We start from the raw sequence: 13,556 nt of genomic DNA on the forward strand, positions 1-13,556 counted from the left end.
CTGCAAAGCCAGAGATTAGTCACAGTATTGATTGATTCCATTTATGGAGAAAATACTCTAGCAGTCACAGCTGTGAGGGTTGATCTCGGGCGCTAGAGCGGATAGGATCTTTTGCAAGTGGGCCCAGCGCTTCCCCCCTTCCAATGGGAAAGCTCCACGCGAGCATGGGTTATCACAATGAGTTTAACTTCTTTGGATCAAAACATAAGGAAGGGATTGTTTTGTCGGTGCCAGAGGAGTGAATATGCCCCCCTTTTTTCTATCTAAGAACCTGCAAACCCTGAAGAAGCTTGCCAACAAGCTTAAGCGTGCTCATGGGATCTCTCATGCCAGAGCCCTTGAGTTGGTCGCGGCCCGGGAAGGATACTCAAGCTGGAGCCTGTTACTGCATCAAAGTGAGCGGCATAAGGTCACATCCGTGGAACAGCTCAAAGCGCAACTCCATCAGACCAGCATGCTGATGGTCGCGGCGCGTCCGAATGCCGGTAAGGTTTCTGCTGCAATCAATTTTGCTTTGGAGTCAGCCAAAAGCGGTCGGCGGGTTTGCTATGTTTCACTCAATAGCTCACCTCAGGAGATCCGGCATAAACTTCTTTGCGTCCATTCAGTGATAGAGCATCAGCGGCTAACTAGCCTACCCAAGACGGCAGATCAGGAGCTGCAGCTTAAGATCAACCGGGGCGTAAGTGAGTTATCCAGGCTACCACTTCAGATTAATAGTGAATCTAAAAGCTGTTCAGATCTGTTGGTATGGTTGAAACAGGATGCGAATGCGCGAAGCCTGGTTGTGGTCGATGATATTCAATCTCTGCTCTATGGTTGTGAAGATAAGGAACAGACTCTGTTTAAACTTAAAGAGCTTGCACAGCAGGCAGAGATCACCCTGATGCTGATATCACAGCTTACAAACAGGGAAAGTGCTTCGGGGAGTGGAGCTCTCAAGCTGGGGGAGCTTCAATTAGGATCCATGATAGCCAGGCATTGTGAGTGGGTGATTGCTCTGCAACGGGCGAACCCGGCCTGCCGCCAATTAACCCTTGAGATGCTAAAGGCCCGTTATCCTGTGCTCGAGCGCTTTAGTGTCGACTTTGATCCCGAGACCGGGATCTGTCATTGGTAGCAGAGCTTGGGGGAGGGTGGAGCTTAGGCTCTGTTAGCGTTTCAGATTTGGTTCTGCAGTTGGCAATTTTTGCAACCTGCAAGGCATAAGATGTGTAGTGTAGTGACTCTACATGAGCATCTGATAACGCCGCAGGGTGGGAAAATAGCCACTGCCCTGTGGGTTGCTCCTGAAAAGGCCCTGATCATCGTTGGTTATCACTTTTAAATAACTCGATCTCATGATTCGCCTCGAACAAAGCACTTTCAGGGGCAACAGGTTCTAGATTGGAAGCGTTAACAGAGCCTACAGCCAACCTTTTTTCTTGAACAGTGAATAGGTGCCGACCGCCGAGCAGATCATCAGGATAATCGACATCGGATAGCCATAAGAGAGATTAAACTCCGGCATGAAGTGGAAGTTCATCCCGTAGATACTGGCGATCAGGGTCGGTGGCATGAAGACCACGGCCGCAACCGAGAAGATCTTGATCACCTTATTCTGCTCCAGGTTGGTAAAGCCCATGGCCGCTTCAAGCTGGAAGTTGATCTTATCAAACAGAAACTGGGTGTGGGGCAGGATCGACTCCACGTCATGAAGCATCTCATCAATCCAGCGAACCTTGTCTTCGGTGAGCTTCTGGCGCATGGTACGGCGTAAAAAGCGTAAGGCCCGGCGGGTATCATGCAGAGCCAGGCGGATCTGGCTATTGGCCTCTTCCTGCTCCACCAATTGTGACAGCATCTCAGAGATCTCATCCTCTTCGAACACCTTATCTGCGGTCTCTTCCAGCACCTGGTAGCCATCTTCAATCAGATCGGAAAGGTATTCTACCTTCAAATTGAAGATCTCCAGCAGGATATCCAGAGAGTCCATTACCTCGACACGCTCGTGGCGCATATAGTTACGCAGCAGGCGCACCAGGCCGATATCATCTTCGCGTAACGAGATCAGCAGGTTATCGCGCAGGGTAAATGAGACATGAACCCCACGGGTTTCCCGGCCAATACGTTGGGGAAACAGCGAGTGAACATGCAGACCATCCTTATCCCAATAAAAACGTGCGGATGCTTCAATATCATCCAACTCCTCTTTATCGGGAACCTCCTCAAAAAACATATTGTTCAGCCAGGAGCGCTCTTGGTCATCGGGTCGGTAGACATCTATCCAGATCGTTCCTGGAGGCAGAACATCTTTGGTCGTCAGTGGTACAACGTCCAGCACCTTGTTGTTTACAATATATGCAGTGATCATGGCTCCCCCATCTATTCTCTAGGGCTGGTTTTACTGGCTGCTGCACTATACCTGTATAGGTTGCTGATGTCAGGAGCTAATGAGACAAATTCCCCATTATTTTTCAGTTATTTGAATCCTGAAGGGCCCTGGCTAACCTGAGATGGACAAGGGAGTTGAGTGCGGGCCGGTTCGGCCCGCAAACCCGTTTATTTTTGCATCTGTAGGTGTTCAGGTCGTGCGATGAGGTAACCCTGAAGACCATCAACATACATTTTTTCCAGGACCTGTTTTTGTCCTAAATTCTCGATACCCTCGGCAATTACCATGCAGTCCATGCGGTGAGAAGTATCGATGATCATCCGTACAAACTGCTGGGTGTTGCCATCCTTTTCGATATAGCGAATGAGAGATGGATCCAGCTTGATAAAATCGGGGCTTAGCTCGCGGAACAGGCGGAACGAGCCGATTCCCTTACCAAACTTGGCAACGGCAGAGCGGCTGCCAAAGCGGCGTAGCAGATCAAACAGACGTTTGCTGGCAACCAGGTTGCGCTCCAGTACCTCCTCATCCATCTCAAACACCAGGTTGGTGGCGACATCCTGCTCACGCATCAGCAGGCGTTCGAGCCAGACGGTGAATGAACTGTTGTGGAGCACCAGCGGGGAGAGACGGATCCCCCAGCGCAGCTCCGGAGTAGTCTGAAGTTTGTACTGGTGGAAAATGCTCTCCAGGATCAGCTGTTCCAGTTTTACAATCAGCTCAAGGCGCTGGGCCATAGCAAACATGGTGCCGGTTGGCAGGACGTTATTCTGATTTCCCATGAAGCGGGTGAAGATCCCCTGATAACCCTTCATGTTACGATTGAGGGACTGGATCGGCTGGCTCATCAGGAAGATTGAGTGGTTTTCCAGAACCCAGTGAATGATCTTGTTCCAGTAGAACTGGCCTTCGGTGATCTGATCGATATCATTTTGCTGGAACTGCCAGCCATTGGCGATATCGGACTGGGCTTTGGCCAGGGCTATATCGGCACGGGAGAGAACATGCTCCGGAGTCTGGCCCGAGGTCAGGGTGGTCAGTCCGGTATGGGCGATACTGGTGAGCTCCTGAGCCAGGCTGTATTGATCAAAGGCGGCCTTGAGATCCCGACCGAGCTGCTGAGCATCGCCGGAAGAACCCTGTTTGAGCAGGATCGCAAAATCACCCCCTGCAACCCGGTACACCTTGGAGTGGGGGAAGCGTTTTGTCGTTTGAGAGAGGATCTTGGCGATCTCTTTCACATAGTCATCACCGGCCTGGTAGCCGCGCTCCTGGTTGATGTTATTAAGCTCGTCTGAGCGCACCAGAGCCAGCACCGTCATCTTGCTTTCCTCCTCCTCGGACAGCAGCAGGGTCAGATCTTTTTGGAAGGCACTGCGATTAAACAAACCGGTCATCGAATCATGGGTGGTTTGCATCATCAGGTTTTTAACCTGATTCCAGCAGATCTCCTGCTCTTCTTTGGTGCTGCTGACCAGTTCACCTATTTTTACTGAGAGCTCAGGGAAGGGGCCGGGGTTTGCCTGAGGATCGTTGAACTCATCTTTGAGAGCTTTCTCTACTTTTCGTAACAGACCTGACTGGAGCAGGGCAAAGATCAACCAGCTGATCAAAAGAGCGACACTCACCAGGGTGAGGGTTGAGAAGATCAGCGAGGCGGCGATGGGGAAACGTAGCTGATACGAAATTCGGTAGCTCTCATTTTGCAGGGTACTTGGTAATCGGTTGATCGGGTAGAGAATGGTGACTATGTTACTGGGGGCTATCTGTGATGAGAGCTCAATGACCTGGCGATTTTGTTTGATATCAAAGATGCTCAGGGAGCTCAGGGGCATGATGCTCATTGCATAATTGGCACTGCGCTTGATATCTGAATGGTCGGGGGAGGATAGTTCAGACTTAAGCCACTGTTCGGCGCTGCGTTGTTGATCATCGACAAGGTGGCGGAACTGGAACTGGATGATCAGGGTGATCAGAGCGGCCAGCAGCAAGGTAAGAAGAAAGCTGACGACAAGGTTTTTTCTGAACTCTTTCATAAGCGCACCAGAATCCTTTCTGACTCAAAGACTAAAACGGCTCGTTTAGACGCACTATAAAAAGTGTACTCGAAGATGAGCAAACTGGGGAAAAAACTTATCAATTCACTGAGTTAATGAGAGGTGGGGCAAATTTGGCTCCCCTGCTGGACTTGAACCAGCGACATATGGATTAACAGTCCACGTTCTACGACTAAAAATCGTAATTCTTATGAACAGCAATATAACAGTCCACCGTTCTACCGACTGAACTAAGGGGGAATCACTTTGTAAATTGGCTCCCCCTGCTGGACTTGAACCAGCGACATATGGATTAACAGTCCACCGTTCTACCGACTGAACTAAGGGGGAATCGCTTTGTAAATTGGCTCCCCCTGCTGGACTTGAACCAGCGACATATGGATTAACAGTCCACCGTTCTACCGACTGAACTAAGGGGGAATCGCTTTGTAAATTGGCTCCCCCTGCTGGACTTGAACCAGCGACATATGGATTAACAGTCCACCGTTCTACCGACTGAACTAAGGGGGAATCACTTTGTAAATTGGCTCCCCCTGCTGGACTTGAACCAGCGACATATGGATTAACAGTCCACCGTTCTACCGACTGAACTAAGGGGGAATCACTTTGTAAATTGGCTCCCCCTGCTGGACTTGAACCAGCGACATATGGATTAACAGTCCACCGTTCTACCGACTGAACTAAGGGGGAATCACTGTCTTGTTAAGACGAGGCGCATGTTAATCCCTGAGTTTTTCAGTGTCAACATCTGCAGTGGATATCTTTGAATATTCAGTGTTTATGCTGAACTTGTGTACTGCAACGCATAAATACCATGCAACGCCCTGGGATCCCTGGGTGATTTTCGTGACGGAGCCATCATTTTTGAAGGTATGAGTCCTGCTAAATCTGAGCTGATTGTTTTATGCACAAGGGCGCCAGGGCCCGTCATTAGCCTCTTGCCTGAAGTTATCCACTGTTTCTGTGGATAACCCTGTGGAACACAGTTGCCAAAAGCCGTGAAACGCCCGTGAAATAAGGGATTGAGCAGAAATGGCTCAAAAAAGGCACAAGTAAAAAATATTTAAAAATCAAATAGATAGATTAAGTCAACAAAGCTGTGTGACTCAAATGAAGAGGTTTGTGGTTGAGAGTTGGTTGAGCCAATTTCATTGTGAATTATTTCATGAAGCTCATGACTGTCAGAGCTTGGCTTTGCAGTGATATCGACGGATATCGAGGGGGTCTCTGTGCGCCTGCCGGGGCATTCAGAGGGGCTCATATGCAGGGAGCGAGCATACTAAAGCTCTCTTTTTACCTTGTCAAACAAATAATCCAGACAATGGCCCTTTTTTGGTGATTTTATTCGTGAAAACCTTGGTTGCCGGGTTTTAAGGTCTCGAATGGCTTCACTTTTCTGAAGCAAAACAGCCAGGCTGAGGAAGGCAGAGTGGTTGAAATGACAGGCTTGGCGGTTTTTTGAACACAGTCCGTACTGCCTGTCATTCCATCTCGGGGAAAGTGCTCAGTGGCAGGTCAGCGGGCCGGGCAGCAGCTCACGAGTCGCCAGAGTCAGGCCTGAGACCACCCCACCCAGGTTGTTGCCACGTTCTATAGGGATCCCGGGAAGCCAGCCCCGCAGAGCTTCAACAAACATAGGTGAGCTGGCGGCTCCACCGACCAGGTAAAGGCAATCAGGTACGCTAGCTTGCTCGGTTAAAAGCTCGCTGATCAGGGTGTGAATTTTACCAAGAATTGAATCACTGGCTTGCCACCAGTGCTCCCGAGCGATCTCAAGCGCAAGTTCATCTTTAATCACCAGGGAGCTGCTGGAGGTGTCTGAGAGCTCGATCTTGCATAACTCCGCTCGCCTGACCAGCTCAAAGCTTCGCTTGTTATCCCAGATGGTCAGCATCCGCTGAAACTTACTGTCAACGGGCATATCACGCAGTAGCTCCTGCAATGTTCGCCGGGTGTTTGGATCATAGAAGCGACGTTGGGCCGGAATGTCATTGATCGACATGGCATCCCAGAAAAGAGGGGCAGGGGTCGGACGCCCCTTGCTGTTTATTTCACCCAGGCCAAATTCCGGCATGATCTTTTCGATTGCCAGGGCAATATCAAAGTCGTTGCCACCGATCCGCATCCCGCGATGGGCCAGTGCCTGAGAGCAGCCGTCGGGATCCACCTTCATCAGGGAGAAGTCGCTGGTGCCTCCACCGATATCAACCACCAGGATCTCTCGTGACTGTTCCTGGCCATGGGCAAAGTGATGGCCGGCAGCCTCAGGTTCAAACAGAAATTCGATCTGCTCAAACCCGACCAGCTCAGCAGCCTGGCGAATGATCCCGGTTGCCTGTTGATTACTCTCACGGGCATTCATCCCCAGAAAATTAACCGGGCGACCAATCACGGCCTGGGTGACCTTAGCCCCAAGTTGTTTTTCACAGCGACGCTTGATCTCGCCAAGCATGATGGTGGTGAGATCGATAAAAAGATTGATCTGCTCACTCTTGAGTCCGAGCACTCCCAAAAAGGACTTGGGTGATTTAAGAAAGTAACCCTCTTCCGGGTGCTGCATATATTCATCAAAAGCTGCTTGCCCAAGATAGAGGAACTCCGAGGGACGAAACCCCTCCTCTTCGATGAGACGGTTGGCCCTGGCAAGCTCTAAACCTCGTTTCTGCTGGTAGAGGCGTTTAGATTCAGGCGTAAGGTAATCCAGGACAATTCGTGGCAGCAGGGCGCGATCCGGAGTATAGATAGCCGATTGCAGGTAGTGGGACTGGGAGTCCAGGGGGATCTGTTCGATCTTCCCGTCCCGCAGGATGCCTGCAGCACAGTTTGAGGTACCAAAGTCAATTCCAAGCTTCACGGCTACTCCATTCGTCTCAATTCGCTGACTGGGCGCGGGATCATAATTGAGAGTCATGGCGAAAGCAATTGGCTCGGGAACAGCTGAGCTCTGTACCCTTGGGGAGTCAGGCAAAGTAGCTGGTGCCTGAGCCTGGGGTGGCTGGCCAAGCAGGGCGGCCCAACTCAAAGCATGGGCTGGGATTGTCAGCTATTGCTAAATCTCCTTGTCCTGGCCTGTGCTTTTAATGATCCATTTGAGTAAAAAGATCCCGCTTGGGATCATAAACACCCCACCCAGCAGGGTGATATAGATGGCGTAGTTGGGGAATTGCCATTTTTCGGGCAGCAGCTCAACATTGAACAGCAGAGCCAGTAGTCCGATGATCAGTAACAGGCTGCCGATCGTATCTGTGATCAGCAGCCGTTTGGGAGGGTTAAAAGAGTCATGTTGTTTCATCAATCTGTCCCGTCCCAATGATCCTGGCCGTTAAAACCAGGGATGTTTACCAATGATATAGGTTTTCTCAAATTCATCGTCCGACTTGATGAGGTAGAGGATAAACTCGATAAACGCGATGATCCCGATAATCATCGAGGGGATCCCCAGCAGGATAAAGCCGAACAGGAAAACCAATAACATGATGACTCCCTGCTTGGTATAACCCAGATAAAATTTGTGAGCCCCAAAAGCGCCCAAAAAGAAGGCTAGCAGGGCGGCGGTGATCTTTTTTGCAGAGATATTGGCCGGGATCACTTCTGCATAGATGGCGGTTGCCTGTTTGTTGAGCTGGGTAAAATCAACATTGCCTCCGACCTGAGGCGGAGTTTCACTCTTCCACTCATCCTGATTGAACTGATAACGATTGCCATCTTCCCCCGAGATCAGGCCGCTCTGCTCGGTTGGGTTAAACTCCAGAATTGTCCCTTTCATAAGTGCTCCCTAGGCCATGAGGTATTATGTCCCGCCACTCTCCCCACTATAGTATTTAATACTCATTTGGGCACAATTATTTGTGAGTGACCCACCTGATGTTAATTACTTGTTTCGAAAGATTGAGCTGGAGTTAAATCAACCTGCATTTCCCCTGTTTGACTTGACTTAAAGCGCCGCTTTTTTGCAAAATCGCAAAACTTGCGCTGGATCACATCCTCGCGAGTCATGATAAGTTCGGATGAAGGTAGCTGGAGAGAGACACGTAAGTGTCCGCCGAAGAAGCAAGGTTGGCCATCCGCATCGCCATGGTGCATCGATGACGCCCTAATCTTTCAGGCGCCCTGGATCGGGTAGGGACAGTTACTGGACGAGCCTCTGGAGAGACCCATTGAGTTGGGCACCGAAGGAGCAAAACGGCATGCCGTTGAAACTCTCAGGTAAAAGGACAGGGGAATAGGATTGTATTCTTGATAGGCCACGCCCGTGGTTTTTTGGGTATAGTCTGATTCTCCTCTGTGAACTATGACGTGTTAGTTTTCGGAGGAATTTCCTGAATGGAAATGATTCACCATACATTACAAGCTGTTGATCGTTTTATCTGGGGACCGCCACTTCTGATTTTGTTGGTGGGAACCGGGGTTTATCTCACCTGGCGCCTGGGAGCGATCCAGGTCTTGCGTCTGCCTCTGGCGATGCGCTATCTGTTTGGAGGCAACAAGGGATCAGGCGATCAGGGAGACATCTCCAGTTTTGCCGCCCTTTGTACGGCACTCTCTGCAACCATAGGGACCGGGAATATCGTTGGGGTGGCAACCGCCATCAAGATGGGGGGACCGGGTGCCCTGTTCTGGATGTGGCTGGCCGCGTTTTTCGGGATGGCGACCAAGTATGCCGAGTGCCTGCTTTCGGTCAAATACCGGGTCAAAGATGAGAACGGCCAGATGGCCGGTGGCCCCATGTATTACATTGAGCGGGGCCTGGGGCAACGCTGGCTGGCAAAGCTGTTTGCCCTGTTTGGTATTGGAGTGGCCTGTTTCGGGATAGGAACCTTTCCTCAGGTCAACGCCATTACTCAGGCCGCCCATATCTCACTGCATATTCCGCTGTGGCTTTCAGCCCTGGTGCTGACGGTCCTGGTTGCCCTGGTGACCCTGGGTGGGATCAAGTCTATCTCTGCGGTGGCCCAGAAAACCGTTCCTGCGATGGCTGTGGTCTATGTTGCTGCGACTGTGCTGGTGCTGTTTTATAACTATCAGCAGATCCCGCAAGCTTTGATGCTGGTGCTGCATAGCGCATTTAACCCGACGGCAGCAACCGGCGGCTTTGTCGGGGCAACCATAATGATCGCGATTCAAAGTGGGGTTGCGCGGGGCGTATTCTCTAACGAGTCAGGCCTTGGGAGTGCGCCAATCGCAGCGGCGGCCGCTAAGACCGATTCATGTGTGCGCCAGGGGCTGGTCTCGATGACAGGTACCTTCTTTGACACCATCATTATCTGTACCATGACCGGACTGACCCTGATTTTGACTGGGGTATGGAGCGGGGATAGTGCGGGAGCGGCCATGACGACCCTGGCATTCCAGCAGGGTTTGTCGCCGGCGATCGGTCAGTATGTTGTGACCTTTGGCCTGGTGTTCTTTGCCTTTACCACCATCATCGGCTGGAACTACTATGGTGAGCGTTGTGTGACCTATCTCTTTGGGGTCAAGGGGATCCGCTGGTATAAGTATTTCTTCATTGTTCTGGTTGCCTGTGGCGCCTTCCTTAAGCTGGATCTCATCTGGATCATCGCCGATATTGTGAACGGGCTGATGGCGGTCCCGAACCTGATTGGGCTTATCGGCCTGCGTCATGTGGTGATAAGCGAGACCCAGAAATATTTCGCGGCCCTGACCGAGCAAAGAGCGGTTGAAAACATGGCCTGATATGGAAGTATGTCACTGCCGATTCAGAGCTTGAATCTGAAGGTGGTTTGACTGAATGCCTCGCGGCCCTGCTCCCTTATCTTGAAAGGGGTCAGGGCCGATTTGTATCTAACTGTGAGCTTTTATATAGAGGTTTTTACTATAGTTGGTTCCCGAAACCGGGCTGTAGCTATAGCCGCCTACATAAGGTTTCACCAGCAGGTTTTGAGTGAGGTACATGAAGGGGATCAGCGGTACTTCATCGGCGACGATTTTCTCCGCCTGCTGGTACTCTGTGAGCCGCTGCTGTGGGTTGAGATCGCTTTTTGCCTTGTTTAGCCATGAATCAAAGGCTTTATTCTTCCAATTCGTTTTATTTGCGGGTGCCTGGCTACCGAGTAATACAGGTAACAGGGAGGCGGGATCGTTCAGGCTCGAGGTGTAACCCAGATTCGCAACCGCATAATTTTCTGAATTAAAGTGCGCCAGAAAATTTTTCCATTCCGTATTGTCGTAACTGACCTTCACCGAGTCTCCAAATACCTGATGCCACATGGAGCCGATTGCCAGACTAATATGCTCAAAGTCAGAAGCCCGGATGGAGCTGAGCGGGATCTTCAGAGGGTGTTCAGGGCTAAAACCTGCTTCTTTCAAAAGTTCGCGCGCTTTGGTGTCCCGCTGGGCCTGGGTCCAGCTAAACCAGGCAACATCCGGCACTTTAAAGCCATGGGTATTGGAGGGGGTCAGGGTATAGGCGGGCCGATCGCCGACATTCATCAAAACGTCTTTTACGATGACCTCTCTGTTAATGGCATAGGAGAGGGCGCGGCGGACCCTGACATCATCAAAGGGTTTTACTCTGGTATTGATACTGATGAAGGATACCGAGATCTCCGGAACCTTGTGGATCTCATCAGGAAATTCCCGGCGAATTTTCTGATACTGCAGAGGGGGCACCAGGGTCACATCGAGTCCTCCGCTAAGGTAGCGGTTTAGGGCCGATTGTTGATCCGAGATCGACAGATAGTTCACCTGATTGATGACCGTCTTTTGATTGTTCCAGTAGTAAGGATTACGCTTCAATACGATCTTTTCATTGACCACCCATTTATCCAGGGTATAGGCACCATCGGTAATGATATGCTCCGGCCGTGTCCATTGATCCCCCCATTTTTCAATCACCCTGGCGGGAACCGGGGAGTAGATAGCCGAGGAAATAGCTTGTAAAAAGTAGGGGATCGGAGTGTTGAGCCGGACCTGGAAGCGGTAATCATCAAGAGCCCTGACGCCGAGATCTTTCGCAGGTTTTTTACCCAGAATGATGGCCCGGGCGTTGACTATGCCCAGCTTGTTCGCAAGCTCCCCGCCATTTTGCGCCGCGGTCATGGGATCCACGGCGCGTCGCCAGGCATACACAAAATCATGGGCCGTGACCTGGGAGCCGTCCGACCACCTTGCATCATGACGCAGGAAAAAAGTATAGGTTTTTCCATCCGGGCTCATGGTCCAGCGCTGAGCGATCCCGGGCAAGGCTTGTCCCTGGGGATCCCGGGTGGTGAGCCCTTCAAACAGATCCCCATCGACCCGGAATCCATAAAGGCCGGTTACCTTTTGAGGATCGAGGGATTGAGGCTCCGCCTGATTGTTGATCGTAACAACTTGCCGGCTGGCAAGCTCGACACCTGAAGGGAGATTGGCTGCCTGGGCAGTGCCAAAGGTCAGCAATACAGATGCCACAGAAAGTGACAGGGTTCTGTTGATTAGTCGCATGATTATCTTGAACTTCCTTTTAGAAAATAATCTTTCATTACAGATGCTCCGGCGGCTTTACTGGCGACCGGAGGTTATCGGTCAAACATCTCACACCATGAGACGACGGACTATTTTAGGTAGGGGACAAAGATCTGGGTATCCATACCGTAATAGACCAGGGAATCATCATCCGGTAGCTGAGGCTCGCCCAGGTTTCCATAAAAATCCGGACCTGAGGTGCCGTAATTCCACATGCTGTAGAGGGTATCAAACTGCGGTGAATAGCTTAGAAAGGTCTCTCTTGATTCGGTAAACAGGGCTGCGCCCAACCCCCGTCCATGCTTATTCACCTCCTCAATTAGCTGATCCAGATCGTCGTAGGGATAGATAAAGGTGATGGGGACAAAGGTCTCTTCATAGCCGGGAGCAAAGTTAAGCTCAGGGGCTTCAATGATTGCGGGCCCTACATAGTTATCCTGAATGACCTGGCCGCCGATTAATAGCCGTCCGCCGAGCTGTTGGGCTCTGTCTATGGTGTCGACAAAGAGGTTCACTGCGCTCTGATGGAAAACAGGGCCCACATTGTTGGCTTGCTCCAGGGGATCACCCACCCGGATCCGGTTTTTATACTCCTCAACTAAACGAGGCTTGAGAGTCTCATAATGGTCTGTGTGGATGTAAAGGCGGCGGGTGTTGGTACAGCGTTGGCCATTGGTGCAGAACAAGCTGAAGATTAAACGCTCGGCGCATTTATCCAGATTCGCATCCCGGTGCACTATGGTGGCATTTGCCCCGCCAAGCTCCGCCAGCACCTTTTTATCAAGAGTCCGGGTTGCTTCATACAAGGCATCTCGCATCTGTATGGAGCCCACGGCCTCGATCATTTTTATCTGGGGGTGCTGCCAGATCTGATAACCGTTTTGCTTATCGGTAACAACCAGTCTGAGAAGATCAGAAAATCCATATTTGGCCAGAACATTGGAAATAATCTTGCAAGATGCCAGGTTGGTCAGAGCCGTTTTCTCGTTGGGCTTTAATAGTACCCCGTTACCTGCTGCAAGAGCGGGCAGAGCCTTGGATGTGAATAGAATAATCGGGTAGTTAAATGCATTGGTAATATTGATGATCCCATGGGGCTGCGCCTTGGGATTAAACTCAGTAGCCTGTGAATGCATTCGCTCCAGGACTCCACTCAGAGCGGTCACATCCTCCCGGGCCTCCGCAAGGCTCTTACCAGTTTCAAGCAGGGAGAGATGAGTCAGCGAGAGGCTCTGCTCAAGGATCGCTTGTCCTGCCTCCTGGATAATGGATAGCCGCTTTGAAAATGGCTGCTTTACCCAGAGGCGCTGAGCTTTTTCAATCCTCTCTATGCTGGTTTGAATCTGCTGCCAATCAGCCATCTGAACAGCGGCGTTGGGGGTTTGGGTCGCAGGGTCTATGCTGGTCACCATGCCTAGCCCCTGGCCGGGGATAACCGGGTAGGTGCCGGGGTTATCCTGAGAAAGGTTCAGGCTCTCCAGCGTTGTTTTGAGCAGCTTGCTTCGCTCTGAGTTGCGAACAGGGGTGTGATGAGGGGGAAGTTTCTCTGAAAGTATGGTATTCACGCGGGTCCTCCGGCTAAAACATCATCCATTGATGTATGACAAAACGACAAGCAGTATAACAAGAGTGCTGTATCGAGCAACCAAAGGGGGATAGAT

The 13,556-nt window shown here is 51.0% G+C and carries 10 protein-coding genes, 6 tRNA genes and 1 riboswitch; of the genes, 2 read left to right on the plus strand and 14 right to left on the minus strand.

Annotated elements, in window-relative coordinates:
- Positions 1 to 244 precede the first annotated feature (244 nt).
- Entirely contained in the window at positions 245 to 1,120 is an 876-nt protein-coding gene (locus DB847_RS10650) for a DnaB-like helicase C-terminal domain-containing protein (protein WP_108650663.1), read from the plus strand.
- 285 nt (positions 1,121 to 1,405) lie between these two features.
- Here DB847_RS10650 and corA read toward each other — a convergent pair whose 3' ends face one another.
- From corA to DB847_RS10715, 12 genes are all read right to left on the minus strand, one after another.
- On the minus strand, positions 1,406 to 2,353 hold the full coding sequence (corA, locus tag DB847_RS10655; RefSeq protein ID WP_108650664.1) for a magnesium/cobalt transporter CorA: 948 nt from the start codon (positions 2,351 to 2,353) through the stop codon (positions 1,406 to 1,408).
- Positions 2,354 to 2,541: 188 nt separating this feature from the next.
- Positions 2,542 to 4,410 (minus strand): EAL domain-containing protein, encoded by a 1,869-nt coding sequence (locus DB847_RS10660; protein ID WP_108650665.1) that lies wholly within the window; start codon positions 4,408 to 4,410, stop codon positions 2,542 to 2,544.
- Between the two features lie 135 nt (positions 4,411 to 4,545).
- Positions 4,546 to 4,671: transfer RNA gene (locus DB847_RS24355), tRNA-OTHER, on the minus strand.
- Positions 4,672 to 4,685: 14 nt separating this feature from the next.
- Positions 4,686 to 4,761 (minus strand) — tRNA-Asn (locus DB847_RS10670).
- A gap of 14 nt (positions 4,762 to 4,775) precedes the next feature.
- A tRNA-Asn gene (locus DB847_RS10675) sits at positions 4,776 to 4,851 on the minus strand.
- 14 nt (positions 4,852 to 4,865) lie between these two features.
- Positions 4,866 to 4,941 (minus strand) — tRNA-Asn (locus tag DB847_RS10680).
- A 14-nt stretch (positions 4,942 to 4,955) separates the two neighbouring features.
- Positions 4,956 to 5,031, minus strand: a tRNA-Asn gene (locus DB847_RS10685).
- A gap of 14 nt (positions 5,032 to 5,045) precedes the next feature.
- A tRNA-Asn gene (locus tag DB847_RS10690) sits at positions 5,046 to 5,121 on the minus strand.
- A gap of 814 nt (positions 5,122 to 5,935) precedes the next feature.
- Positions 5,936 to 7,285 carry a molecular chaperone gene (yegD, locus tag DB847_RS10700; RefSeq protein WP_159084531.1) on the minus strand — a complete coding sequence of 450 codons (1,350 nt, stop codon included), beginning with the start codon at positions 7,283 to 7,285 and terminating at the stop codon, positions 5,936 to 5,938.
- Between the two features lie 195 nt (positions 7,286 to 7,480).
- The gene (locus tag DB847_RS10705) at positions 7,481 to 7,723 is read right to left on the minus strand and encodes a DUF1418 family protein (RefSeq protein ID WP_108650668.1); all 243 of its coding nucleotides are present in this window, start codon (positions 7,721 to 7,723) and stop codon (positions 7,481 to 7,483) included.
- Between the two features lie 30 nt (positions 7,724 to 7,753).
- Entirely contained in the window at positions 7,754 to 8,197 is a 444-nt protein-coding gene (locus DB847_RS10710) for a TM2 domain-containing protein (RefSeq protein ID WP_108650669.1), read from the minus strand.
- 101 nt (positions 8,198 to 8,298) lie between these two features.
- Complete coding sequence (locus DB847_RS10715; protein ID WP_108650670.1) at positions 8,299 to 8,514, minus strand: hypothetical protein; 216 nt, start codon at positions 8,512 to 8,514, stop codon at positions 8,299 to 8,301.
- A gap of 51 nt (positions 8,515 to 8,565) precedes the next feature.
- A riboswitch (glycine riboswitch) is annotated at positions 8,566 to 8,659 on the plus strand.
- 95 nt (positions 8,660 to 8,754) lie between these two features.
- Between DB847_RS10715 and DB847_RS10720 the strand changes: the two genes are divergently transcribed.
- Positions 8,755 to 10,125, plus strand: a complete 1,371-nt coding sequence (locus tag DB847_RS10720) for an alanine/glycine:cation symporter family protein (RefSeq protein WP_108650671.1) — start codon at positions 8,755 to 8,757, stop codon at positions 10,123 to 10,125.
- Between the two features lie 108 nt (positions 10,126 to 10,233).
- Here the strand turns inward: DB847_RS10720 and DB847_RS10725 are convergent, their stop codons facing one another.
- Entirely contained in the window at positions 10,234 to 11,874 is a 1,641-nt protein-coding gene (locus DB847_RS10725; protein WP_108650672.1) for a peptide ABC transporter substrate-binding protein, read from the minus strand.
- A 110-nt stretch (positions 11,875 to 11,984) separates the two neighbouring features.
- Positions 11,985 to 13,460 carry an aldehyde dehydrogenase family protein gene (locus DB847_RS10730; protein ID WP_108650673.1) on the minus strand — a complete coding sequence of 492 codons (1,476 nt, stop codon included), beginning with the start codon at positions 13,458 to 13,460 and terminating at the stop codon, positions 11,985 to 11,987.
- Between the last annotated feature and the right edge of the window lie 96 nt (positions 13,461 to 13,556).

Source organism: Dongshaea marina (assembly GCF_003072645.1).
GTDB classification, from domain to species: domain Bacteria; phylum Pseudomonadota; class Gammaproteobacteria; order Enterobacterales; family Aeromonadaceae; genus Dongshaea; species Dongshaea marina.

Bases quoted from the DNA above. Each gene is read 5' to 3' on its own strand.
- DB847_RS10650 (WP_108650663.1), top strand. From the start codon at position 245: ATGCCCCCCTTTTTTCTATCTAAGAACCTGCAAACCCTGAAGAAGCTT.
- corA (WP_108650664.1), bottom strand. From the start codon at position 2,353: ATGATCACTGCATATATTGTAAACAACAAGGTGCTGGACGTTGTACCA.
- DB847_RS10660 (WP_108650665.1), bottom strand. From the start codon at position 4,410: ATGAAAGAGTTCAGAAAAAACCTTGTCGTCAGCTTTCTTCTTACCTTG.
- DB847_RS10705 (WP_108650668.1), bottom strand. From the start codon at position 7,723: ATGAAACAACATGACTCTTTTAACCCTCCCAAACGGCTGCTGATCACA.
- DB847_RS10710 (WP_108650669.1), bottom strand. From the start codon at position 8,197: ATGAAAGGGACAATTCTGGAGTTTAACCCAACCGAGCAGAGCGGCCTG.
- DB847_RS10715 (WP_108650670.1), bottom strand. From the start codon at position 8,514: ATGCACCATGGCGATGCGGATGGCCAACCTTGCTTCTTCGGCGGACAC.
- DB847_RS10720 (WP_108650671.1), top strand. From the start codon at position 8,755: ATGGAAATGATTCACCATACATTACAAGCTGTTGATCGTTTTATCTGG.
- DB847_RS10725 (WP_108650672.1), bottom strand. From the start codon at position 11,874: ATGCGACTAATCAACAGAACCCTGTCACTTTCTGTGGCATCTGTATTG.